At 65.4% G+C, this 24,092-nt stretch carries 18 protein-coding genes and 1 tRNA gene; 12 read left to right on the top strand and 7 right to left on the bottom strand.

Going from position 1 to position 24,092, the window contains the following annotated elements; genetic code table 11:
* Positions 1–130: 130 nt before the first annotated feature.
* From QTI05_RS26500 to QTI05_RS26470, 7 genes are all read left to right on the top strand, one after another.
* The gene (locus QTI05_RS26500) at positions 131–985 is read left to right on the top strand and encodes an AAA family ATPase (protein WP_286539383.1); all 855 of its coding nucleotides are present in this window, start codon (positions 131–133) and stop codon (positions 983–985) included.
* 11 nt (positions 986–996) lie between these two features.
* Entirely contained in the window at positions 997–1,239 is a 243-nt protein-coding gene (locus QTI05_RS26495) for a hypothetical protein (protein WP_286539386.1), read from the top strand.
* A 2-nt stretch (positions 1,240–1,241) separates the two neighbouring features.
* A complete protein-coding gene (locus tag QTI05_RS26490) occupies positions 1,242–1,847 on the top strand; it encodes a GNAT family N-acetyltransferase (RefSeq protein ID WP_286621425.1) in 606 nt (201 codons plus the stop codon).
* Between the two features lie 6 nt (positions 1,848–1,853).
* Entirely contained in the window at positions 1,854–3,041 is a 1,188-nt protein-coding gene (locus tag QTI05_RS26485) for a vWA domain-containing protein (RefSeq protein WP_286621424.1), read from the top strand.
* Positions 3,042–3,208: 167 nt separating this feature from the next.
* Positions 3,209–4,063, top strand: coding sequence for a 2OG-Fe(II) oxygenase (locus QTI05_RS26480; protein ID WP_286621421.1), 855 nt, complete (start codon positions 3,209–3,211; stop codon positions 4,061–4,063).
* Positions 4,064–4,126: 63 nt separating this feature from the next.
* Positions 4,127–6,025, top strand: coding sequence for an autotransporter assembly complex protein TamA (locus QTI05_RS26475; RefSeq protein WP_286621419.1), 1,899 nt, complete (start codon positions 4,127–4,129; stop codon positions 6,023–6,025).
* Between the two features lie 8 nt (positions 6,026–6,033).
* Positions 6,034–10,101 carry a translocation/assembly module TamB domain-containing protein gene (locus QTI05_RS26470; RefSeq protein ID WP_286621416.1) on the top strand — a complete coding sequence of 1,356 codons (4,068 nt, stop codon included), beginning with the start codon at positions 6,034–6,036 and terminating at the stop codon, positions 10,099–10,101.
* 28 nt (positions 10,102–10,129) lie between these two features.
* On the opposite strand, the gene QTI05_RS26465 is transcribed toward QTI05_RS26470, so the two are convergent.
* Positions 10,130–11,227: an acyltransferase family protein gene (locus tag QTI05_RS26465; RefSeq protein ID WP_286621414.1), complete on the bottom strand. Its 1,098-nt coding sequence runs from the start codon at positions 11,225–11,227 to the stop codon at positions 10,130–10,132.
* Positions 11,228–11,394: 167 nt separating this feature from the next.
* On the opposite strand from QTI05_RS26465, the gene QTI05_RS26460 reads away from it, so the two are divergent.
* Positions 11,395–11,469: transfer RNA gene (locus QTI05_RS26460), tRNA-Arg, on the top strand.
* A gap of 46 nt (positions 11,470–11,515) precedes the next feature.
* Here the strand turns inward: QTI05_RS26460 and QTI05_RS26455 are convergent.
* From QTI05_RS26455 to QTI05_RS26435, 5 genes are all read right to left on the bottom strand, one after another.
* Positions 11,516–13,168 (bottom strand): tannase/feruloyl esterase family alpha/beta hydrolase, encoded by a 1,653-nt coding sequence (locus tag QTI05_RS26455; RefSeq protein ID WP_286621412.1) that lies wholly within the window; start codon positions 13,166–13,168, stop codon positions 11,516–11,518.
* 162 nt (positions 13,169–13,330) lie between these two features.
* Positions 13,331–14,011 (bottom strand): Crp/Fnr family transcriptional regulator, encoded by a 681-nt coding sequence (locus QTI05_RS26450; RefSeq protein ID WP_286539395.1) that lies wholly within the window; start codon positions 14,009–14,011, stop codon positions 13,331–13,333.
* A gap of 98 nt (positions 14,012–14,109) precedes the next feature.
* Complete coding sequence (locus tag QTI05_RS26445) at positions 14,110–17,205, bottom strand: efflux RND transporter permease subunit (protein WP_286621411.1); 3,096 nt, start codon at positions 17,203–17,205, stop codon at positions 14,110–14,112.
* The gene (locus QTI05_RS26440; RefSeq protein ID WP_286621409.1) at positions 17,202–18,317 is read right to left on the bottom strand and encodes an efflux RND transporter periplasmic adaptor subunit; all 1,116 of its coding nucleotides are present in this window, start codon (positions 18,315–18,317) and stop codon (positions 17,202–17,204) included. The genes QTI05_RS26445 and QTI05_RS26440 overlap by 4 nt, the downstream gene beginning before the upstream one ends.
* An 85-nt stretch (positions 18,318–18,402) precedes the next feature.
* Positions 18,403–19,020: a TetR/AcrR family transcriptional regulator gene (locus tag QTI05_RS26435; protein WP_286621407.1), complete on the bottom strand. Its 618-nt coding sequence runs from the start codon at positions 19,018–19,020 to the stop codon at positions 18,403–18,405.
* Positions 19,021–19,127: 107 nt separating this feature from the next.
* Between QTI05_RS26435 and QTI05_RS26430 the strand changes: the two genes are divergently transcribed.
* The 4 genes from QTI05_RS26430 to QTI05_RS26415 all read left to right on the top strand — a co-directional run bounded on the left by QTI05_RS26430 (position 19,128) and on the right by QTI05_RS26415 (position 22,807).
* Entirely contained in the window at positions 19,128–20,591 is a 1,464-nt protein-coding gene (locus tag QTI05_RS26430) for an efflux transporter outer membrane subunit (RefSeq protein ID WP_286622388.1), read from the top strand.
* A 209-nt stretch (positions 20,592–20,800) separates the two neighbouring features.
* Entirely contained in the window at positions 20,801–21,262 is a 462-nt protein-coding gene (locus QTI05_RS26425) for a hypothetical protein (protein ID WP_286539400.1), read from the top strand.
* Between the two features lie 26 nt (positions 21,263–21,288).
* Positions 21,289–21,648, top strand: coding sequence for a DUF4124 domain-containing protein (locus QTI05_RS26420; RefSeq protein WP_353505973.1), 360 nt, complete (start codon positions 21,289–21,291; stop codon positions 21,646–21,648).
* Between the two features lie 142 nt (positions 21,649–21,790).
* A complete protein-coding gene (locus tag QTI05_RS26415; protein ID WP_286621405.1) occupies positions 21,791–22,807 on the top strand; it encodes an exostosin domain-containing protein in 1,017 nt (338 codons plus the stop codon).
* Here the strand turns inward: QTI05_RS26415 and QTI05_RS26410 are convergent.
* The gene (locus tag QTI05_RS26410) at positions 22,799–24,085 is read right to left on the bottom strand and encodes an MSMEG_0569 family flavin-dependent oxidoreductase (protein WP_286539405.1); all 1,287 of its coding nucleotides are present in this window, start codon (positions 24,083–24,085) and stop codon (positions 22,799–22,801) included. The two genes, QTI05_RS26415 and QTI05_RS26410, sit on opposite strands and share 9 nt — an antisense overlap.
* Positions 24,086–24,092 lie beyond the last annotated feature (7 nt).

Below are 24,092 nucleotides of genomic sequence, written 5' to 3'. Positions count from 1 at the left end.
GGAGATACAGTTTTCAGATCAACATTTGATTATATGCGGGGGCTCATTGCGGCCCTGTGCCGAACGCGCAGAGCGCTTCGCAACGCAGATCGGATGTGTTCTTTTTCATCCACCCAGCTCCACCTGACTCATGAAATTCAAGGGCTCCGACAACTACGTCGCCACACAGGATCTGATGCTCGCGGTCAACGCCGCCATCACGCTGAAGCGCCCGCTGCTGGTCAAGGGCGAACCCGGTACCGGCAAGACGATGCTGGCCGAGGAAGTCGCCGAGGCGCTCAAGCTGCCGCTGCTGCAATGGCACATCAAGTCGACCACCAAGGCGCAGCAGGGCCTCTATGAATACGATGCGGTGAGCCGGCTGCGCGATTCGCAGCTGTCCGGCGTGGACGGCGGCGAGCGCGTCAAGGACATCCACAACTACATCGTCAAGGGCGTGCTCTGGCAGGCCTTCACGTCCGATGAGCCGGTGGCGCTGCTGATCGACGAGATCGACAAGGCCGACATCGAATTTCCGAACGACCTGCTGCGCGAAATCGACCGCATGGAGTTCTACTGCTACGAAACGCGCGAACTCATTCGCGCGAAGCACCGACCGGTGGTGTTCATCACCTCGAACAACGAGAAGGAACTGCCCGACGCATTCCTGCGCCGCTGCTTCTTCCACTACATCAAGTTCCCCGATGCGGCCACGATGAAGCAGATCATCGACGTGCACTTCCCCGACCTCAAGCAGCAGCTGCTGACGGCCGCGATGAAGACCTTCTACGACGTGCGCAACCTGCCCGGCCTCAAGAAGAAGCCTTCGACGTCCGAACTCCTCGACTGGCTCAAGCTGCTGGTGGCCGAAGACATTCCGGTCGAAGCGCTGCAAAGCAAGGACGACAAGGTCGCGGTGCCGCCGCTTGTGGGCGCGCTGCTCAAGAACGAACAGGATGTGACGCTGTTCGAAAAGCTCGTGTTCATGCAGCGCAACAACCGCTGAGCCCCCAAAAAATGAGCGCAACTCCGCATCCGACGAAGCAACTGCTGCTGCTTGGCGTGGCACAGGCCGCACTGTTCCTGGGCGGCGCGCTGCTCGGCCGCTGGGTCGGGCTGATGCTCGGCCTCGATGCGCTGGGCGCCGGCTACGGCAACAGCACGATCTTCGGCATCCTGCTGATCGGCATCGGTGGCGGCGCCGGCGTGCAGATTGCCCGCGCCCTGTACAAACGCAAATACGGCGACCCGAGGAGTTGAGATTGGCGCTTGTCGAACCCGTGACGCTCTCTTCGCGCGGCATTGCGCTGGTGCCGCTGGCACTGGCGCATGAAGAAGGCCTGCGCGCCGCAGCCGCCGATGGCGAGCTCTGGCAGATTCGCGTGACCTCGGTGCCCGAGCCGCAGGACACGCGGAGCTACATCGAGACCGCGTTGCAGATGCGGGAGGCCGGCAACCGTTTCGCCTTTGCCGTCACCGACGAAGCCACGGGCACGGTACTCGGCAGCACCAGCTACCACGACATCCTTCCGGCCGTGAAGCGGGTCGAGGTCGGCTACACCTGGTATGCCAAACGCTGCCAGCGCACCCACGTCAACACCACCTGCAAACTGCTGATGCTCACGCATGCGTTCGACACGCTCGGCTGCAACGTGGTGGGCTGGCGCACCGACAACTTCAACCATGCCTCGCAGCGTGCGATCGAGCGGCTCGGCGCCCGCAAGGACGGCGTGATCCGCAGCCATGCACTGCGTCGCGACGGCACCATCCGGGACACGGTGATGTACAGCGTGACCGCCGGCGAATGGCCTGAAATCAAGGCCCAGCTGCTGTATCTGCTGAACAAGCCCCGCCCTGAAAAGGAGTGATGCGCCATGCTGATCGACTTCTTCTACACCCTGCGCTCGGCCAAGCTGCCGGTGTCCGTCAAGGAGTATCTGGTGCTGCTGGAGGCGTTGCAGGCCAACGTGGTCGGCCCCGATTCCGACGGCGCATTCGCGCTCGATGACTTCTACTACCTGAGCCGCACTTCGCTGGTGAAGGACGAGAAGCACTACGACAAGTTCGACCGCGCCTTCGCGGCCTACTTCAAGGGCGTGGAGATGCTGGCCGACTTCACCAAGGAAGTGCCGCTCGACTGGCTGCGCAAGACGCTGGAGCGCGAGTTCACCGCCGAAGAAAAAGCCAAGATCGAGAAGATGGGCTGGGACGAGCTCATGGAAACGCTGAAGAAGCGCTTCGAAGAGCAGAAGGAGCGCCACGAAGGCGGCAACAAGTGGATCGGCACCGGCGGCACTTCGCCCTTCGGCCATGGCGGCTACAACCCGCAGGGCATCCGCATCGGCGGCGCCGGCAAGAACAAGAGCGCCGTGAAGGTGTGGGACCAGCGCGCCTACAAGGACTACGACGACAGCCAGGAGCTCGGCACGCGCAACATCAAGGTCGCACTGCGGCGGCTGCGCAAGTTCGCACGCGAAGGCCACGAGGAAGAGCTCGACCTGGATCACACCATCCAGTCGACCGCCGCCAACGCCGGCTACCTCGACATCAAGATGCGGCCAGAGCGCCACAACAACGTCAAGGTGCTGCTGCTGATGGACGTGGGCGGCACGATGGACGAGCACATCCAGCGCGTCGAAGAACTGTTCTCGGCCGTCAAGACCGAGTTCAAGCACCTCGAGTTCTATTACTTCCACAACTGCGTGTACGACTTCATGTGGAAGAACAACAAGCGCCGCTTCTCCGAGAAGTTCGCGACCTGGGACATCCTGCGCAAGTACAACAAGGACTACAAGCTCATCTTCGTCGGCGACGCGACCATGAGCCCCTACGAGATCCTGCAGCCCGGCGGCAGCGTCGAATACAACAACGAAGAGGCCGGCGCCGAGTGGATCCAGCGCCTGACCCACGCCTTCCCCAAGTTCGCCTGGATCAACCCCGAGCCCCAGGGCGTCTGGCAGTACCGGCAGAGCATTGCGGTAATGCAACAACTTGTATCGCATCGTATGTTTCCGCTGACACTCAAGGGCCTCGAAGAGGCCATGCGCCTGCTCTCGAAGTAGGCAATCGCGCGAATACCCCCTTTCAGGGGATGTTATAGGCCGTTTGGTGGCTTGTTACGGTAGAGACTTGTCGTTACATTAGTACTTTCTAATCACACCTCGACGGGACTTCGCCGCCCCCTACCAACGTGTACATATCGCCTCAAGAAACCATAGCCGTCGGTTCGGTGCTCCAGCCCAGCGCGTTGCTGGAGGCCGACTCCGTCACCATCCGCGGCGTCCGCCTGCCTCTGCATGAACTTGTCGATCGACAGTTCTTCGAGCCTGAGCGCCGACAGGCGCTGCGGGACCAATTGCAGGCCGGCAAACCGTTTCCGCACCTGGTGATCGAGGGTCTTTTCAACCCGCGCCTGCTAGAACTTGTGGTCGAGGAATTCGAAGCGCTGCCGGGTGCCGAGTGGGCCGACGTCAAGAGCCACTACGAATCGACCCGGCGCTCGGTGCTGGGCGCGCACCTCGGGCCGGCCTCGCAGCTGTATTTCGATGTGGTCAATTCGGGCTGGTTCACCGAATGGGTGTCGTCGATCATCAGCGTGCCCTACCTGCTGCCCGACCCCAAGCTGTTCGGCGGCGGCCTGCATGAGAGCCGCCCCGGCGCCACCTTCGCGGTGCACCGCGACTTCAACCTGCACCGCCACCTCGGACTGAAGAACGAGATGGTGTTCATCACCTACCTCAACAAGGGCTGGCAGCCCGAATGGGGCGCGTCGCTCGAACTCTGGGATGCCCAACGCGAGCAATGCGTCACCCGCGTGCTGCCCGAGTTCGGCCACACGCTGCTGATGCCGCACAGCACGGTCAGCTACCACGGTCATCCCGATCCGATGCAGCCGCCCGACGGTCGGCCGCGCCGCTCGATCACCGCTTACTACTACACCAGTCCCGACGCCGGCAAGACGCGCGAAGACCAGGTGTCTTCGGTGTTCCTCAAGATCCGCCGCTTTGACAAGGTCAAGCGCGTGGCGCAGATGGTGGCGCCACCGGTGCTCTGGTCGGCCGCGCGCAAGCTCGCCAAGCGCTGAGGCAGCTTCCCGCCATGCCCGCGCGTTGCAGGCGGGCAGCCGCATGCTGTCAGAATCGGGCGGATGCGCAGGGTGGCCCCCTTCATCACGCCGGCATGGATGCCGGCGTTTCTTTTTGCGAGTGCCCTTGCGTTGCAAGGGTGCAGCCTTCTGCCGGGCCGGCCGGAAGCACCGGCATCGGTCGCGCGCCCCGTCGGCGACGCGGGCGGTGAGGAGAAGGCGGCCAAGGCACGCGACGCATTCAGCGTCGAGGTCAAGGCACCCGACGCGGTGCGCGACCACCTGATCCGCCACCTCGAACTGCAGCGCTACCGCCAGATCGACGACCTCGGCAGCGCCGAGCTTTCGCGCCTCATGGTCGCGGCCGAGGCCAATGCGCGCGAGCTGCTCGGCACCCTCGGCTACTTCGCGCCGACCCTCACGCTGGAGCTGCGCGAAACACCCGACGCCGCCGCCCCGCGCGAGGTGCTGATCACCGTCGAACCCGGCGAGCCCGCCCGTGTGAACCAGGTCCAGATCGGCTTCGCCGGCCCGGTGGCCGATGACGCCGGCGCCGAGGGCCAGCGCAACACGGTGCGCGCAGGCTGGACGCTGCGGCCGGGCCAGCCCTTCAGCCAGCAAGCGTGGGACAACGCCAAGTCGACCGGGCTGCGCGCGCTGACGGCCAGGCGGTTCGCCACGGCCAGCATCCGCAGCAGCCGGGCCGACATCGATGCCGACAGCGCCAGCGCCCGCCTGGAAGTCGGGTACGACTCGGGCCCGGCCTACCGCTTCGGCCCGCTGCAGGTTCGCGGCAACGAGCGCTACGACCCCGACGGCGCCCGCCGCATCGCGCGCGTGCCCACGGGCAGCGACTACGACCAGCAGAAGCTGCTCGACGCGCAGCAGCGCCTGGCGAGCAGCGGCTACTACGACTCGGTCTTCCTCACGCTCGACACCGACGGCACCGACCCGCTCACCGCGCCCGTGATCGCGCAGGTGCGCGAGGCGCCGCTGCAGAAGGTGGTGGCCGGCGTCGGCTTCACCACCGACAGCGGCGCCAGGCTCAGCGTCGACCACATCCACAACCGCATGCCGCTGCTCGGCTGGCGCGCCGTGTCCAAGCTGCTGATCGACCAGAAAACCAAATCGCTCGGCACCGAGTGGAACGCGATCCCCGACGACAAAGGCTGGCGCTGGTTCAGCGGCGGCGAACTCAAGCGCGACACCTCCGGCGACTACGAAGTCGATAGCGGCCGCCTGCGCGGCGGCCGAAGCAAGGCCAGCGACCACATCGACCGCAGCTATTTCCTGCAGTACGACTACGCCCAGAACAAGGGCGTGGGTGCGCCGCCGTCGGCCTCGGCAGTCAGCGTCAACTGGAGCTGGACGGGTCGCTACTTCGACAATCCCGCCGCACCTTCGCGCGGGCAGGGTCTCGCGGTCGAACTCGGCACCGGCTACACGCTGACCGGACAGCAGTTGCCGTTCGTGCGCAGCTACGTGCGCTGGCTCGGCATCGTGCCGCTCGGCACGGTACAGGCGGCCGACGGCACCGAGTCGCGCCGCAGCCGGCTCGCACTGCGTGCCGAGGCCGGCGCCGTGATGGCGAGCGACGCAGCGCAGATCCCCAGCACGCTGCAATTTCTGACCGGCGGCGACACCACCGTGCGCGGCTACAGCTACCGGCAGATCGGCACCGTCAACGCCAGTGGCCAGACCGTGGCCGGCCGTTACCTTGGCGTGGCCAGCGTCGAATGGCAGCGTCCGTTCGTCTACCAGGGAAAAATGACCGACTGGGAGAGCACGATGTTCGTCGACGCCGGCGCGGTGGCCGACAAGGTCGGCCTGCTCAAGGCCAAGGTCGGCGTCGGGGTCGGCGCGCGCTGGAAGAGCCCGGTCGGCCCGGTGCAGGCCGACGTTGCCTACGGCGTGGACACGAAGAAGCTGAGGCTGCATCTGCGGCTCGGCTTCAACTTCTGAACCGGCCGATGCAGTCCGAAGCGCCCGACGCAACGTCGTCCCTGCCTGCCACGCTGCGCCGCTCGCGCGCGCGGCGGGCATTGCGTGCCGCAGCCTGGACGTTCGGCTGCATGCTGGCCCTGCTCGTGGTGCTGGTCGCCACCGCCTGGTGGTGGATCGGCTCGAGCCAGTCGCTCGCCTTCACGCTGGTCCGGGCCGCGCGCTACCTGCCGGCGGATCAGTCGCTCGAGAGCCGCGAGGTCAGCGGCTCGGTGCGCAACGGTGGCCGCATCGGCTTTCTGCGCTGGCAGAGCCCGACGCTTGCGGTCGAGGTGCACCAGGCCACGATCGGCTGGAGCCTGCGCCCGCTGCTGAGCCGCCAGTTCAAGCTCGGCGAAGTGCATGCCGCGCTGATCACCGCGGAGCGGCGCGGCCCGCCCGACGACAAACCGGCCGAGCCGCTCGAGCAGCTTGCGCTGCCGATCGACATCGACCTGCCGTTTCGCATCGATACGCTGCGCTGGAACGGCCCGCCGCCGCTGCAGGCCGACCAGCTCTCCGGCCACTACCGCTACACCGGCGCACAGCACGATCTGCAGCTCGATGGCGTCGACATTGCCGACGGCCATTACAGCGGCAAGCTCAAGTTGCAGGGGCCGGCGCCGATGGCGATCGAAGCGGCGCTCGATGGCCGTGTGCGCGCACCGCTCGACGCGGCGCGCAACATCGACGTGCTGGCCAGCGCCAGCATCCGGGGCACGTTGGCCGGCCGCGATGCGCGCCTGGCCGTCGCCGCCGACCTGAAACCCGCCACGCAGGACGGGGCCAAGCCGATGCAGGCGCAACTGGTCGCCAACCTCGCGCCCTGGCTGCCGCAACCCGTGATCGACGCCAAGGCCGATCTTCAGAACGTCGACCTGGCACGCCTGTGGCCCGAAGCGCCGACGACCTTGCTGAGCGGCGAACTGATCGCCGGGCCCGATGCGGCCGCCGGCCCGAACGGCTGGCAAGGCACGGTCAACATTCGCAACGCCGAACCCGGCCCATGGGATCTGGGCAAGCTGCCGGTCGAACAGGTCGAAGCCAAAGCCGGCTTCGACGGCAGCCGCTGGACGATCCCGCAAGCCACGGTGCGCGCCGGCAGAGGCCGCATCGACGCCGAAGGCCGCTGGAGCCCCGCGCCCGAACCCTGGCAGATCAAGGCCACGGTACAGGACGTGCGCCCCGGCGAGCTGCACACCCAGCTGGCCGGCGCGCGCATCGACGGCCGCCTGAGCGCCGAGCAGCGTGGCGAAGCGTTGCTGTTCGACCTGGCGCTGAACGCCGATGGCGGCGCCGGTGCGGCCGGCGCGCTGCAGGGCCTGCGGCTCGACCGCGCCGTAGCCCAGGGCCAGTGGCAAGACCAGGTGCTCGACCTGCGCACCTTGCGCATCGACGCACTGCGCACCCATATCGACGGCAGGTTGCAGTTGCGCGTGGCCGAGCAGGCCGGCAGCGGCAAGCTGCAGATGACACTGCCCGGTGGGAGCGCCGAGATCGATGGCCGCATCGCGCCGACCCAGGGCGCGGGCGAACTCAAGGCCCAGGTCGACGACGCGGCCATGCTGCAGAAATGGATCGAGCAGTTGCCCGGCCTGGCCAATGCGTTTGCCGGCACCACGGTCGCAGGCAACGCAAAGCTCGACGCACGCTGGCAAGGCGGCTGGCAGGCCGTACAGCGCCGCCTGCAGAACATCGAACAGCCGGCCGCAACGCGCGCCGCCGAGCCGACGCTGCAGGCCACGCTGGCCGCGCCGCGGCTGGATCTGAAGTTGCCGCCGCCCGCCACGGGGCCGGCCACGGCGGTTCAGTTGCGCGGCCTGCATGCCGAACTGGCCGGCAGCCTGGCGCAGGCCACGCTGTCGCTGCAGGGGGAAGCAGGCAGCGGCACACGCAAGTTCACGCTCGACACGCGCGCCAGCGGCGGCCTGGTGCGGGCCAACCAGTGGCAGGCTGCGCTCGCGAGCCTCAAGCTGCAGGCGCAGGACAGCACGCTCCCCGGCCCCTGGACGATGGAACTCGGCCGCCCGGTCAGCGCCACGGTACGCACCGGCAGCGACAAGCTCGACATCGAAGCCACGGCCGGCAGCGCCACCTTGCGCGGCCCGGCACCGGGCACCGTACGGCTCGACTGGCAGCCGGTGCGCTTCAGCCAGAGTGGCGCAGCACCGAACCGCGCGACCCGTGCCTATCGCCTGCAGTCGCAGGGCAAGCTGCAAGGGCTGCCGATGGCATGGGCCGAGGCGCTCGGCGGCAACAGCGCGCTGGCCGAGCTGGGCGTGAGCGGCGACCTGCTGTTCGACGGCGACTGGGACATCGATGCCGGCGACACGCTGCGCGCGCGCGCCCGGCTCGCGCGCCAGAGCGGCGACATCCGCGTGCAGGCCGGCGAGGCCGCGCTGATACGCCGTCTGCGCAGCACCGGCACCGGAACGGCGAGCGAGATCACCACCGACTCGGCCGGTGCCGGCCCGAGCACACCGGCGGGCCTGCGCCGCGCCGAAGTGAGCCTCGATGCTCAAGGAGACACGGTCAAGGCACAGCTGGCCTGGGACAGCGAACGCGCCGGCCAGATCAACGCCGAAGCCAGCACGCGGGTGCAGCAGCGCGCCGGCGGCTGGCAGTGGGCAGAAGACGCACCGCTGGCCGGCAAGGTCACGGCCCGGCTGCCGAACCTCGGCGTGTGGTCGATGCTGGCGCCGCCGGGCTGGCGCATCGCGGGCACGCTCGATGCCGACGCTACCCTGTCCGGCCACCGCGCCGCGCCGCGCTGGAACGGCATGCTCGGTGCCGACAAGCTGGCCTTGCGTGCGCAGGTCGAAGGGCTGGACTTGCGCGACGGCCGCCTGCGCGCCAACCTCACCGGCGACCGGCTCGAGTTGACCGAGTTCACGCTGCGGGGCGGCCCCGGCAGCAGCACCCGCATCCCGGGCCAGGGCGGCAACCGCAGCACCGCGGCCAGCGAGGCTGCCAGCGACGGCGGCACGCTCTCCGCGCGCGGCACGGTGAGCTGGGGCGCGGCGACGCCATCGGCCTCGGGCATCCGCATGGCGATGCAGGCCCAGCTCAAGTCGCTGCGCCTGCTGGTGCGCACCGACCGCCAGGTCACCGTCTCCGGCGACCTGCAGGCGCGGCTCGAAACCGGCCAGATCACCGTGCGCGGCGACCTCAAGACCGACCGTGCCGTGATCATCCTGCCCGACGAAACCGCGCCCAGCCTGGGCAGCGACGTGGTGGTGCGCTCGGCCGCGAAAGACCGCGAGGCGGCCGAAGCCGCCAAGATTGCGCAACAGAAGGCAGCACGCGAAGAAGCCCGCCCGGCCGCAGCGCAAACCGCGAAACCGCCGGACATCGCCGTCAACTTCGACCTCGGCAACGACTTCGCGGTACAGGGCCGCGGCATCACCACGCGGCTCGAAGGCAAGCTCGACATCCGCAGCGCCGGCATGGGCACGCCGCCGCGCATCACCGGCGAGGTGAAAACGGTCAAGGGCCAGTACCGCGCCTACGGCCAGCAGATGGACGTGGAAACCGGCATCGCGCGCTTCAACGGCCCGTTCGACAACCCGGCACTCGACATCCTCGCGATCCGCCCCAACATCACGCAGCGGGCCGGCGTGCAGATCACCGGCACCGCGCAGTCGCCGCGCGTGCGCCTTTACTCCGAGCCCACGCTGTCGGACGCGGAGACCTTGTCATGGGTTGTGCTCGGCCGCGCGTCGGCCAGCAGCGGCGGCGAGGCGATGCTGATGCAGCAGGCTGCCCTGGCATTGCTGAGCGGCATCGGCAAGGGCGGCAGCGGCGGCGGCATCGCCAACCGCTTCGGGCTCGATGAGATCGGCTTCAAGGGCCCGGGCAGCAGCGGCGACCTGAAGGGCTCGGCCATCACGCTCGGCAAGCGCCTGTCGCAGGACTTCTACGTGACCTACGAGCGCAGCCTGGCCGGCACGCTCGGCACGCTGTACATCTTCTACGACCTCACCAAGCGCCTGACACTGCGCGGCCAGGCGGGTGTGCAGAGCGGCGTCGACCTGATCTACACGGTGCAGTACGACTGAGCCAATGCCACCCTCCTGCACGCTGGCGCTAGGCGATCCGACGCGACGGCAGTCTCAGCCGCTTGATCCAGCGGCGCGCACCATTGGAGAGCGGGCGGTCGATAAGACGGTAAATCAACGAACCTGCCGCCAAGGCGCATGCGACCGTGAAGATCGCGGTGAAGATATTCTTTTCGACACCCGTCCTTGCAAAAAGGATTCGCTCGACGACTCCAACCACAAACATGTGCGAGAGGTAGGTGGCGTAGCTCGCATCGCCGAGATGGACGAGGGCCCGCAGAACGGACGCACGCAAGGTCTTGAGGGCGCCCTCCAGCTGGAGTGCAAAAAGCACGATGAAAGCGCTCGGGATACCCGCAACAAGGAAGCGGTCGGCTCGGCCTTCAAACAGGGCCAGCAGCGCAAAAAACGACACGAGCGCAGCACAGATGACCTTCTTGGGGATCCGCCACACCCTCACCTTTTCATGGATCGCGTGGCAGAGCATGCCGAGGATGAACTCGAGCCAGAGCGTCGTATGAAAGAACGTGCGCGCCAGGCTTTTGGCTTGATCCTGGCTCTCGGGTTGATCCGGGCTCTCGGGTTGATCCGGGCTCTCGGGTTGATCCAGGCTCTTGAGTTCATCCAGGGAACCGAGAAAGAAATACGCGAGCAGCACTGCACTGACCGACCAGAAGAAAGCAAGCTTGCCGACGCAAAGGACGCCCAGGATCGTGAGGTAGAAGAGCATCTCGTAGTTGAGAGTCCAGCCCGGCATCAACATGGGAACCATGATCCCGTCAGCCCGAAGATAGGGAATGAACAGGAGGGACTTCAAATAGTCCCCGAGGTTGGCAACCGTGGTCCCCATCAGCTGCGGCGCCAGCCAGGCGACGAGCAGCACCATCGTGGTCACGGCCCAGTACAGGGGCACAATCCGCGCAACGCGCGCGGCAAGAAAGCTCGCAGGGGTCGTGTCCGGGCGCTGCACGATCATGTACATCACGAAGCCGCTGATGACGAAGAACAGGTCGACCCCAAAAGAGCCGAATTGCGGCGCGGTGAAGGTGTGTGCATAGACCACGCTTGCCGCCGCCACGGCCCGCAGGATCTGAAGCGAATAGATCTGCTCGGAAGCTTGATTCACGTGCATGCTCACAAGAGGGTCGCACCACTGGATGCTCGGCAGCACTACGATAAGGCAAATTTGATACTTTTGTTAACTTTTTAAATGGTAGACCCCAGCAACGCTCAGGGTTGACCCTCGGACGAAAGCAGCACCTAGAATCCTCGGGGGTCCAGTTGCGGCCCTTCGTCTTCGTAGTTCAATGGATAGAACGGGGTCCTCCTAAGACTCAGATACAGGTTCGATTCCTGTCGAAGGCACCACGGGATCGAATCGCAGCACGTTTCCCCAGCGTAGCGCAGCCGCAGCTCAGGAGGTGCAGGTGTAGTTGGCAGCCAACTTCAAGGCTTCTGCATCATTGGCAGGACCTGTGTACCGCGGATACTGCGGGTATTGGCAGAGAGGCCGGCTAAGGACAACCGCTCCTCCCGCATCGCGCTTCTCCGCAACCAAGGTGGAAGGGGCTTTGCTTTTCGTCACCCATTGGTCAAGAGCTGTCAGCAGATCTGACGAATCCGCACCCGGTCCTCCGGCGCAGTGGTTCACCCCCGGCGCAACATAGAAGCGCGTTGATGCGTCAGCAGCCGCGCTGCCCACCGAGCCGCGCATATTCCCGTAGTACTCAGAGGTCGATTTCACGCTGAGAGCGGAATCATTCCCGCCGTGCCACAGGATCAACTTGCCGCCGCTGTTGATGAACGGGCGAATGTCTGTGTTGGTCGCGTCATTGAGCGCGGCCATCGCATAGAGTGCATTCTGATTCTGATCCCAGGGCGTGTAGGCCAGCGAATCGACCGTCCGGTCGCGGGCGAGGTAGTTCTTGACGGTCGTGTCCTGAAACAGAAACTGCAGCGCCATGGCGACATTGCCGTCGCCCGTGAGCCAGGTCCGCCAGGCGCCCGGGTCGTCCTCGTTGCCGGTCAGGTTCCAGCCCGCATTGCGGAAAGTGGTGCTGCCCGTGAAGGTGGCTTCGGTGGTCCACGAAGTCACCACTTCGAGCTGCGCGTCCGACAGGCAGCTGTCGCCGGTATCGGCTCCGCCGGCGCAGCGCAGCGCCGCAACATTGACTACCGCCGGCGTGCATGCGGCCTGGTTCGACACAACGCCGTCGGTGACTCCGTCGAGCCCGTCGCAAGCGTCTCGCACCTGCTTGCTCAAAAGCGCAGTCTTCGCGGCGCTGAATGCACCGCCAGGCGCGGCAAGCGCCCGGGAATTTCGGTTGAAGGCACCCATGAAGCCGACCCAGTTGTAGGCGGGCGCGCGCGCAATGACGCCGTCGAAGAGGTTCGGTGAGCGCTGCACCGCCATCAGTGCTTCCCGTCCGCCATTCGAGCAGCCTTCGAAGTACGACTTTGCCGGTAACGCCCCATAGGCAGCCGCCAGGGTCTCGGTTGCCGTCGACATCACGGTGGGTACCGAGAGGCTGCCGAACAGTTGGGCCGCAAAGGTATCGGTCAACGCGAAGTCCGCGCTCAAGGCGTTGTCCTGATGCCCGGAGTCACTTGCAACGACCGCGTAGCCCTGGCCCAGCGCCGGTACCGAGGGCGGCGAAATGGCGCCGTTGTAGCCGCCTCCCCCTTGGTAGTAAAGCTTGCCGTTCCATGCCTCTGGCAGAGAGATCTGGAAGTTCAACGCGGGCGATATGGTGCCGGTCACCTTGCAGTACACGGGAACGTTGGTCGTCGCAGCCACCATCACGGCCGTGAGAGCGGCGCCTGCAACGGTTTTTCCGGTCAGGTCGTTGCAGGCCTTTTGAGCCGTCGCGATCGGTGCGGATGGAGGGCTTGCTGGTTGACCGGATGGAGGGTTCTGGGGTTGTGCAGTGGGAGGGCCTGAGAGTACCAAGGGGAGCGCGCCCTGGTTGTCGGAGCCGCCGCCGCAAGCTGTCAGCATCGCTACGCTGACGGCGGTAGCGTGGAGCTTCGCGCGAGCCAATGAGGCCTTTGAGGATAAGAAGTGCATGTCTCTATTCCTTTATCAGTTTTCAGCCTGCGCACCGCAACGAGATGGAGCGATGCTCAAGAGATTCTGAAAGGCGAGACCTTGGCCAACTGGTCCGAGACAGACATTCAGGCGACTAACTTCTAAGGAGTAACCCTCCGGTTTCGGCGCACGGCAGCCTCGTCATGGGTACCTGACAAGTGCCTGCCTGTCCATCACGGTGATGTAGCCGTAACCCCGCTGAATAAGGCCCGCAGTTTCCAGTTCGGTCAATGCGGCGTTGACGCGCTGGCGTGAGATGCCGACGAGCAAGCCGATTTCCTCCTGGTTGATTCGCAATGTGGAGTCGGTGTTCGGATAGAGCACCGGGTGGAAGAGGCTGGAAATGCCGCGCGCGACACGCGCCGTCGGTTCGAGCAGTCGATCGAACTTCACCATCGCGATGAATTGTCCAAGCCGCTCATTCAAATGCGAAAGCATGAAATGGTTGAACGGGATGCTTCGATCGAGCAACCACAAGAACGTGGTCCTTGGCAGATGGACCGTGATGGTCGGTCGCGTCGCCATGATCTCGTACCTGCGCTGCTCCGACTTCAGAAGCGATCCTTCACCGATCCACCCGCTGGATGCAACCCCGGTGAACATGATCAGGCGGCCATCCGCCGTGGTGTCCTGAACACGCAGGAAACCCTCTAGCACGCCAATCCAGCTGTCGGCGATCTCGTCACGTTGGCACACAAAGGAGTGCGCTTCATGATGACGAACGTACAGGGCCTCAAACGCTTTCGTTCGCTCTGCCTGCGTCAGGGCGCGCGGCCAAATACATCGTTCGAAGAAGGCATTGAGTTCCTTGTCGGGCAGCATGTGTCACCCCCAGGCGAATCCTATGGATCCAGGCTTGTCGAGTTTGTAGCGCGGATGACATTTGCGCTTTTGCACCTTCGGGACAAACCCTAACAACGTCAGTTCTGGTGCCCGATTCCGCAATCCTTGCCAGCTTTGACGCCTGGTTTGATCCTGAACCAGATGGAATACATGGCCGGCAGAAACACCAGCGTGAGGATCGTTCCGGCAAACGTGCCGCCGATCAGCGTGTACGCCAATGCGCCCCAGAACACCGAGTGCGTCAGCGGGATGAACGCGAGGATCGCCGCGAGCGCCGTCAGGATCACCGGGCGGGCACGCTGCACGGTCGCCTCGACGACCGCATGGAACGGGTCGAGCCCTTCCCCCTGGTTGTGGTGGATCTGCCCCAGCAAGATCAGCGTATTGCGCATCAGGATGCCCGACAGTGCGATGAGCCCCACAAGTGCGTTGATGCCGAAGGGCTGCTGGAACAGCAGCAAGGTCGGCACGACGCCGATCAGCCCCAGCGGACTCGTGAGGAACACCATGACCATCGCGGAGATCGAGCGCACCTGGAAGATGATGATGAGGAGCGTGATCGCCAGCATGATGGGGAACAACGGCAGCATTGCCTGCGTCGCCTTCTCCGATTCCTCGATGGAGCCGGCCTCGACGATGCGGTAGCCGGCCGGCAGCTTCTGCATCAGCGGCTGCAGCTGCGCAGTGATCGCGGTTGACACGTCGGGCGGCTGCAGCCCGTCGGCGATGTCGCCCTGCACCGTGATCGTGGGCATGCGGTCGCGTCGCCGCATGACCGGCTCTTCCATGCGCACCTCGACCTCGCCGACCTGCGACAGCGGAATGCGCTGGCCACCGGCGCCGGCAAGCGTGAAGTCCACGACCTTCGCGGGATCGAGCCGGGTGCCGCCGGCCGAACGGGCCACCACCTGCACGGTGCGGATGTCTTCGCGCACGGTGGTCACCGGCACGCCGCTCAATAAGAATTGCAGTTGCTGTGCCACGGAGCTGGAGGTCAGCCCGACGGCCTGCAGGCGGTCCTGCTTCAGCGTGAAGTGCAGCGTGGGCGTGCGAGTGCCCCAGTCGGTGCTGACGGTGCGCATCATCGGGCTGGCGTCCATCACCTGTTGCACGTTGGCCGCGATCTTGCGCAGCTCGTTCGCATCGGGCCCGGTGACACGGTAGGCGACCGGAAACGGCGAGTATGGGCCGAACACGAGTTGGGTCACGCGCACCCGCGCCTCGGACGCGAGGCCGTCTGCAATGGCATGACGCAACCGGTACTTCAAGGACTCGCGCTCCTCCTGGCTGGCCGTGCGCACCACGATCTTGGCGAACGAGGGATCGGGCAGCTCGGGCCCCATCGCGAAGTAGAAGCGGGGCGCACCCTGTCCGATGTAGGAGGTGACGATCTGCGCCTCCGGCTGCGTGGAAAGCCACGCCTCGACCTTGGCCGTGGCGTCGCTGGTCTGCGTGATCGAGGTGCCGTAGGGCATCTGCACTTCGACCAATACTTCGGGCCGGTCGGAGATCGGAAAGAACTGCTTCTTGACCACGGCCATGCCCAGAATCGAAACGACGAAGAGGCCCACCACAGCGCCCGCCACGAGCCACTTGCGTGCAATGACGCGCGCCAGCACGCGACGCAGCCGGTTGTAGCGTGGCGTGTCGTAGATCGCGGCGTGGCCGCCTTCGATCTTCTTGAAGTTGGGCAGCAGCTTGACGCCCAGGTAGGGAGTGAACACCACGGCGACCACCCAGGATGCGATGAGCGCGATGCCGACGATCCAGAACATGTTGCTGGTGTACTCACCCGCAGTCGAAGGCGCGAAGCCATTGGGCATGAACCCGACCGCAGTGACCAAGGTGCCCGAGAGCATCGGCGCCGCCGTGTGGCTCCAGGCATAGGCGGAAGCAGCCACATGGCTGTAGCCCTCCTCGATCTTCACGACCATCATTTCGATGGCGATGATCGCGTCGTCCACGAGAAGACCCAGCGCCAGGATCAAAGACCCGAGCGTGATTCGGTCGAAGTTCTTGCCTGTCGCGGCCATCACCACGAAGACCACGGCCAGCGTCAGCGGCACGGCCGCAGCGACCACGAGGCCCGCGCGCCAACCCATGCTCAGAAAGCTCACCAGCATCACAACCAGCAAGGCCGCGAAGAACTTGACCATGAACTCGTCGACCGACGCGCTGATGTTCACCGACTGGTCCGTGACCTTGGTCAGGCTCAGGCCCAGGGGCAACTCCGCGTTGATGGCGCGGGCTTCCACGTCCAGCGCCTTGCCCAGGTCGAGCCCGTTCCAGCCTTCCCGCATGACCAGGCCGATCAGCAATGCAGGCTCGCCGCCGTTGCGGATCATGAACGTGGCCGGGTCTTCGTAGCCGCGCTTGACCGTGGCAACGTCCGAGAGCTTCAAGGTGCGACCTTGAGCAATCACTGGCGTATCGCGAATCTTCTGTAGCGTGTCGAATGCACCGTCCAGCCGAATGAAGACTTGCGGCCCGCTGGATTCCACCGACCCAGACGGACTCAGCGCATTCTGGTTGTTGAGCGCGGCGAACACGTCTTGCGGGCTGATGCCCAATGTCGCCAGCCGGTCGTGCGCGAACTCGACATAGATTCGCTCCGACTGCTCCCCGGCGATGTTGACCTTCTTCACGCCCGGCACGTGCAGCAGCCGTTGACGCAGCGTTTCCGCATCGCGCACCAGCACGCGCTGCGGCTCTCCCTTGGCCTTGAGCGCGAACAGGGCGAAGGTCACGTCCGCGTACTCATCGTTGATCATCGGCCCGATCACACCAGTGGGCAGGTTACCCGCTTCATCGCCGACCTTCTTGCGCGCCTGATAGAACTGTTCCTGCACCTGTGCCGGCGGAGTACTGTCGAGCAATGTCAAGGTCGTGAACGCCAGACCGGGGCGCGTGTAGGTCTCTGCGCGATCGTAGTAACGCAACTCCTGCAAGCGCTTCTCGAGCTTCTCGGCGACCTGGTCCTGCATCTCCTGCGCCGTGGCGCCGGGCCAAGCCGTGATGATGGTCATCACCTTGACGGTGAAGGCGGGATCTTCCGCCCGGCCGAGCTTGAAGAACGCAACCAGGCCCGCCAGCGAGATCAGGCAGATCAAGAACAACGTGATGGCGCGTTCGCGGACGGCCAGCGCCGACAGGTTGAATCGGCCTTCGCTCATGGGTGGGCTCCACCCACCACCTGCTTTGCGGCCGAGGTCGCAACACGCACCTGCTCGCCTTCGCGCAGCAGGTGCGCGCCGAGCGCGACGACTTGATCCCCCTGCTTGAGCTGACCGGCCACCTGGGCACGGTCGAAGTCCAAAAGCTGGACAACCACCGGCTGCCAGCGCACCGTCGACGGATCGCCACCGATGACCCACACGCCCGTCGCCTTGCCCGTGTCGAACAAGGCGCCGATGGGCACCTGCACGCCACCTGCCTGGGCGGGCTTGCCGTCTGAAATGCGAACCGTGACCGTGGCACCCAGCGGAGCGTTGACCAGTTCGCCTTCGAGCACGTAGCGCGCCTCGAACGTGCGCGTGAGCTTGTCGGCCGCATCAGCGAGCTGCCTGAGCTTCACGGCCACGGCGACGCCTTCCTTGCCAAAGAGCGTGGCCTGCCCGCCGGAGCCAACGGCAGGGCGCATCGTTTCGGGCAACTGGACCACGGCCTCCCTGCGCCCGGACTGCGCCACACGAACCACCGGTTGGCCGGCATTGACGACCTGGCCGGGCTCGGCCAGCGTTTCGACCACCGTGCCATCGGAATCAGCAATGAGCTCTGAATAGCGGTTGGCATTGCGAGCGACATCGGACTGCGCTTCGGCCGCACTGAGCTGGGCTTGGGCGGCATCCGCCGCGGCCTTGACCTGGTCGTAGGCCGAGGCGGAGATTGCACCGGTGCCGCGCAGGTCGCGATAGCGCAACTCTTCGTCGCTCGCCTGCTTCGCGCGCGCTCGTGCAGCGGCCACGGCCTCCGACTGCGCACGCGCGGCGAGCTTCAGATCGACGGGGTCGATGCGCATGAGCAACTGCCCACGCTTGACTGTTTGCCCGGCGTCCACGAGCCGCTCCAGCACCTTCCCCGAGACTCGAAATCCCAGGTCGCTTTGCACACGTGCGGCTACGGTGCCGGTGAAAGAGCGCGATGCCGAAGCGGCTGCCTGGACGGTAGCGACGCGCACCAGCGGCACTTGGGTGCGCGGGTCTGGCGGTGCCTTGTCGTCGCAAGCGACCAACGCGAATGGCAAGGCGCAGAAAAGTGCGGATGTAACGAAGCGGCGCGGATGCATGAGGGTCCCATAGACGAATCGATCAGGACCCCTATTTTGATAAAAGTGACCAATTCAGTCAATGGTCACAAGCGAATTTATTTTTCTATGGCGACAAGCTGCGCAGCACCAAGCCGGACAGCTGCGCTGGCGCATGGTCCGTGTGATCGAAGCTGTGCCGCAGGATCAGGGGGTTGATATAGGGGTGCACGACCAGGTAGATCGCCGCCGCCGTCTCGTCGATCGGCGTTTTGCGCTCGAAGTCGCCGGAGTCTCGCCCCTGCTTCAGTACCTCGACGAGCAGTTGCCGGATGCACGCCTCGTGAGCGATGGCCGACTGCCAGCGTTCGCTGGCTGCCGAGGTGGCAATCTCGTAGAGCTTGCGGTCCTGGAAGAACAGGCGAAGGCCCGAATCGACAATGGCCTTGAACATGCGGCGAAGCTTCTCCGGCGGGCGGTCAGTTCCGTCGATCGCCGCGCGGATGTCGGCCTCGATCTCGCCCAGGCAGTTCGAGCAGATCATTTCGCCGATCGCCTGCTTGGACTCGAAGAACTTGTAGATGTACGCCTTGGAGAAGCCGATGGCTTTGGCAAGGTCGGAAACCGTGGTCTTCTCATAACCGTACCGGCTGAAGTGCTCGGTTGCCGCGACGACGATCTGCGCGCGCACGTCGTGCTCGGCCGGCCCCCGCGGGGCAGGGGAAGAAGAGGTTGCATTGCTCATGGCGACAGCTTACCGCTCCGGCGAACAGATGACAACAAGTGACCAAAATGGATTATAGTCACATCACCTTGTTTGCCATTCCGATGTCACTCCTCCCGGAAAAAGCCATGTCTCAACGTACCCTTGCCATTCCCCTGCTCTTCAGCCTCCTCGCAGGTTGCGCTGTCGGGCCTGACTATGTCCGGCCAGCCATCACTTTGCCGGACCGCTTTGTCGGGGAGGCCGCCGTTGACCGGCGGGCGGCAATCGCGAATGTCGAGCTAGTGGCATGGTGGACCGCGTTCGGCGATGCGCAACTGGCCCGCTATGTCGAGAGCGCGCTGAAGCAGAACCTCGATCTTGCGCAAGCATCTGCCCGCGTGGCGCAGGCCCGCGCTGGACTCGGTGCGGCGAATGCAGCTTTGCTGCCCTCGGGCAACCTCAGCGGACAAGCCGCCCGGGCCTACCAGTCGGTGGAAACGCCGCTGGGCCGAGTTCTGAACTCGCAGCCAGGCTTCGATCGCTACGGCAACGCCTACGAAGCGAACCTTGGCGCAAGCTGGGAGCTGGACATTTTCGGCGGCCTGCGTCGGGGACGCGAAGCTGCGCTGGCCGACTACCAGGCATCGGAGGCCGGCGCAGCCGCCACGCGCCTGACCGTGGCAGCGCAGACCGCGGACATCTACATCACGCTGCGCGGACTGCAGGCCCGCCTCGACGTGGCACGCCGGCAAGTTGCCACACAGCAGGACCTGCTGTCGAAGATCGACCTGCTCTACGGCAAGGGGCTGGCCGCCGAACTCCAGTTGAGGCAGGTCGAAGGTGCGCTGGCGCAGGTCCGTGCGTCGGTACCAGTTCTGGAAGCGGGCGAGGCTGCGGCCATGAACGCGCTCGACGTGATGCTAGGCGCCGCCCCGGGCGCGCACCGCGCCGAACTCGCGGCAGCGGGCGCCATTCCTGTTGCGCCGCGCATCGGCGCCGCCGGCTCACCTGGCGAATTGCTGCGGCGTCGGCCCGACCTGATCGCCGCCGAGCGGCGCCTTGCCGCATCGAACGCGCGCATCGGCTTGGCCGTGGCCGAGTACTACCCGAAGCTGTCCTTGGGAGGAACGATCGGCAGCGCCACGTCCGTGGCCAGCGGCAATCTGTTCACCGGCGGCGCCAGTCAGGCTGCGGCCCTGCTCGGCCTGCGCTGGCGGCTTTTCGACTTCGGGCGCATCGATGCGCAGATCGAACTCGCCAAGGGGCAGGACGCGGAGTTGCTCGCAGCATTCCGGCTCGCTGCGCTGCGTGCGACAGAAGACGTGGAGAACGCCTTCTCCGCCCTGGTCAAGCGTGAAGAACAAGCCGCATTGCTCGCGCAGGGCGAGGCATCGCTCGGTCGTGTGCGAGGTGCCTCGTTCGCGGCTTATCAGCGCGGTGTTGTCAGCCTGATCGAGGTGCTGCAAGCGGACGAGAGCCTGCTGCGCGTGGCCGATGCGAGAGCGCAAGCGCAAACGGAGTCGGCGCGCGCGGCGGTCAGTGCATTCAAGGCGCTGGGCGGCGGCTGGCAGGCTGAGTCCGTTGAAGCGGTGGCAATCCGCTCGCATTGAGGTTCCGGGTACGACCCGGCGACCAACAAGGTCAGGACCGGGACTCGGCAAGCGCCGCTGGCTCACCGCACACCGCAGGCGGTTTCAGCGGCAAATGGGCCCACCTCCTACAAGCACGCAGGAGCGCCTGATGCAAGGTATTGCACCAGCTGGTCGTCGCAGCGCAGGTTCTCTGCGCGCAGCCATTTCGCTGCAGCACAGGAGGAGTCATGGAATCACCAGATCTCGGAACAGTCCAAAAGGCGCTGGCCCTGGTCGAGCAGGCCATCAGCGGGCGATCCCACGCCACGTCGGCCGTTCCCTATTTCGCGCCGACAGACATTGGCGGATTGCCGCCGGCCGCACAGGAAGCCGAGCTGCGGAACGAGGAAGAGATCGCCTACGGCAATCGCGTTCGCGCAGGTGTGCATATGAGCCTGGCCGCCGCAGCGGCTTCGCTTCGCGTGTGCGAGGCGCTCATGAAGGACTCTTCCCAGGTGCCATACAGCGAGCGTCAGCAGGAGTTGCAGCGTTGTGCGGAAGACGCCCAGGCCTCGAAAGATCTGGCCGACCACGCGATAGCGGTTCTCGCGGGCCGGGTGCCACCCAAATCGGATGCGATGACGGAAATCAGAAAAATCAAGGCTGCCGTCTATCAACGCTTTGGCCAGCTGTCTGGCGGCAAGCCATAGTCCGCCAGCCATAGTGCCGGGAGGCCATGTATTCAGCTATTGGCTATTGCGCACTCGCTGCGACGGCCTATCATCTGAGCATGAATACTTTACGCTTACTTACCTGCGTCGCAGTTTTCGGCGCGTTCGCCCCCGTCTTCGCCGACCCGGTGAATCAGTGCAGGGATGCGAGAGGCCGAATCATCATGACGGATCGCCCTTGCGGCAACCCTTCCGTTGAGCGACCGCCGGAGCGCCAGTCGCCGCTGATCGTCGTGGAACAGATCCAGGCAGAAGACATCTTCAGCGCCAGGACAAGGATCCGCGACGAGGGGGAGCCGATGTCGCGGGGGCTCCTGGAGCGGGCTGGCAAGGATCGGGATCAAGGCAAGGGCGACACGCTCTAGGCACTTTGTCGGCGGTCGCGCCGAAGGCGGTCGTCAAGCGATCGCGATCCGAACCTGCGGGTCTGGGGAAACCAGATCGGCACCCCACTCCATTGCACATCGGCAGCATGCTGCCTGCACCTTCCCTCACTCAGGATCCAGCATGAAACTCCACGTTGTATCTGCGTACCCTGAAGACGTATGGGGCAACTTTGCAGCCGATTGGCTGCGCGAGTCGGCCAAGCTCGACGTCCACGGGCAGCATACGATCACCGACGACCCCGACTCGGCCCACGCGATCCTGTTCATGGAAGGCCATCCGGGGCAGGACATGTTCATGGAGAGAGTCTTCTGGCATCCGCTGCGGCGGCGCCATCCCGAGAAGACCTATCTGTATCACGACTGGGACTACGCTTTTCCGCTCGTGCAAGGGGTCTACCCTTCCATTCGGGCGCCCCATCACAGGGCCGGACTGTCAGCGGGCGGCGTGTACCTGGCGCGCATCGAGGAAAACAAGGCAGTGACCCATGCCCGCGACCTGCGGGTGGAGCAGGATCTCCTCTATTCATTTGTCGGCGCCTACAACTGCGCGGTGCGCGATCGAATCCTGCACGCCAAGGTTCCGAACACGCAGGTGGTCGACACGGCCGGCCGCTACGCATGGCAGCTGGGGCCCGAGGAGCGCGCCCGCTACGAGACCGAGTACGTCGAAACCTGCGCACGCAGCCGCTTCATCCTCGCGCCCCGGGGTATTGGCCCGAGCACCTACCGCCTGTTCGAAGCGATGGAACTGGGGCGCTGCCCCGTGATCATTTCGGACGACTGGGTTGCGCCGCCCTTCATTCCCTGGGACACGTTCAGCATCCGGGTGAAAGAGAGCCAGCTCGACGAGCTTCCGCGAATACTGGCCGACAAACCCTATGCAGAACTTGGCCGCCGGGCACGCGAGGCCTGGGAGCAATATGTCGACCGGCCGCATGCCTTCCACTATCTGGTCGAGTCCATCCAGCTGATCCGCAACGAGAAGAAGCAGGGGGCGTCCCAACGAAACCCTTATCTCGCACTGATGGCGTCCGACCTGCGAAACCTCTATGTGCGAAACAAGTTGAGGGTCGCCAAGAGAAAGCTGAAGTCGCTTCTCAAAAAAGCCCCGGGCGCGGGCGCCCCTGCGTCAGGCTGAGGCGGCCGCCGCCTGGACCGCGACGACCGCAGCCGCGCCACCCGGGCGCCGCGCCGCAATCCGCTCCGCCAGATGGTCCGCATCCCGCGCCACGCCCGAGAAGCGACCCGAGCCCCAGGTGTGCAGCCACGGCAGACCGAGAAAATACAGGCCCGGCTCCCGCGTCACGCCGCGCAGATGCACCGGGTCGCCGCGGCCGTTGAAGACCGGGGCGTCGACCCAGGCGAAATCGGGCAGGAAGCCGATGCACCAGACCACGCTGGTGATGCCCGATGCGCGCAGGCTCAGTGTGGTGCGCTCTTCTTCCGGCTCCCATACCGGCATATAGGGCCCGCCGGGCGGTGCCTCGATGCCGTTCGCGGCGATGTACTTGTCGATCGACGCATTGATGCCATTGAAGATCTGATCCGCGTGATCGAGGTGCTCGCGCAGGTTGGGCTGAAACTGCAGCGCGTCGCCTTCCATGCCGGTCAGCAGGCCGAACAGTTCCATGCCTTCGAGCGCGAATCGGCGCAGGTCGATGTCGCGCCCACCGTCGCGGCCGGTCACGTAGTGGTTGGTGTTGTCGCGCACGCCTTCGCGCAGCGGGTGCGAGGTGACGGGCATGTCGTAGTAGTTCATGTCGGCCAGCCAGTCGACCACGTCCTTGCCGCGGTAGAAGCGCGCGCAGCGCGGCGCGTTGCCGGTCGCCAGGAACACCTTGCGGCCGGCCAGGTGCAGGTCTTCCGCAATCTGCGCGCCCGACTGGCCGCAGCCCACCACGAGCACCGCGCCCTCGGGCAGTTGCGCCGGATTGCGGTACTGGGCCGAGTGGTACTGCACGACCGTGGCCGGCAGCCGCTCGGCCATGCGCGGCACCACGGGCTTGTGATAGCCGCCCGAGGCCACGACCACCTGGCCGGCGGTGAAATGCCCGGCCGTGGTCTCGACCAGGAACATGTCGGCGGCGCCGGCGCGCGAAACCTTCTGCACCGTTACGCCTTCGAGCGCCGGTGCCTGCACCTGCTCGACGAAGCCAGCCAGCCAGGCGTTGATCTCGTCCTTGACCATGAAGCCGTGCGGATCGCTGCCGCTGTACGACCAGCCTGGCAGGTTGCACTGCCAGTTGGGCGTGACCAGGCAGAACGAGTCCCAGCGCTGGGTACGCCAGCTGTGAACCAGGCTGCGCTTTTCGATCACGAGATGGTCGATGCCGCGCTGCTGCAGGCAGTGGCTCAGGGACAGGCCGGACTGGCCGCCGCCGATGATGACGACGCTGTAGTGGGTGGTGGTGGACATGGAAGCC

Origin of the sequence: Variovorax fucosicus (genome assembly GCF_030316825.1) — a bacterium.
Lineage (GTDB): Bacteria > Pseudomonadota > Gammaproteobacteria > Burkholderiales > Burkholderiaceae_C > Variovorax > Variovorax fucosicus.
This window is presented reverse-complemented; position numbering and strand designations above follow the sequence as displayed.